Below are 250 nucleotides of genomic sequence, written 5' to 3'. Positions count from 1 at the left end.
CTGCTGGGGCTGCCGGAGACGGAGACGGAACGGTTCGGCGCCTGGCTGGACGACGCCAGCCGGGCGTTCAAGGCCGGTGACTTCATGACCGGGATGGGGATCTGGCAGCAGATCCACGGCTTCCTCCAGCAGCAGCTCGACGAGAAGCGCCGCTCACCCGGCGAGGACCTGCTGTCGGACCTGGCCGCCTCCTCGCGCGGCGAGGACGCGATGACCGACGGCGAGCTGATCGAGCTGACCTCCCAGGTGA

General features: G+C 69.6%; 1 pseudogene. It reads left to right on the top strand.

The features are described 5' to 3' along the window. Window positions 1-250, top strand: a pseudogene (locus ACSNOK_RS35400) (hypothetical protein); the annotation flags it as partial.

This window comes from Streptomyces sp. URMC 126, from assembly GCF_051386555.1.
In the GTDB taxonomy this organism is placed as follows: Bacteria; Actinomycetota; Actinomycetes; order Streptomycetales; family Streptomycetaceae; genus Streptomyces.
Note: the sequence above shows the minus strand (reverse complement) of the source record. Positions and strands in the feature narration are given on the sequence as shown.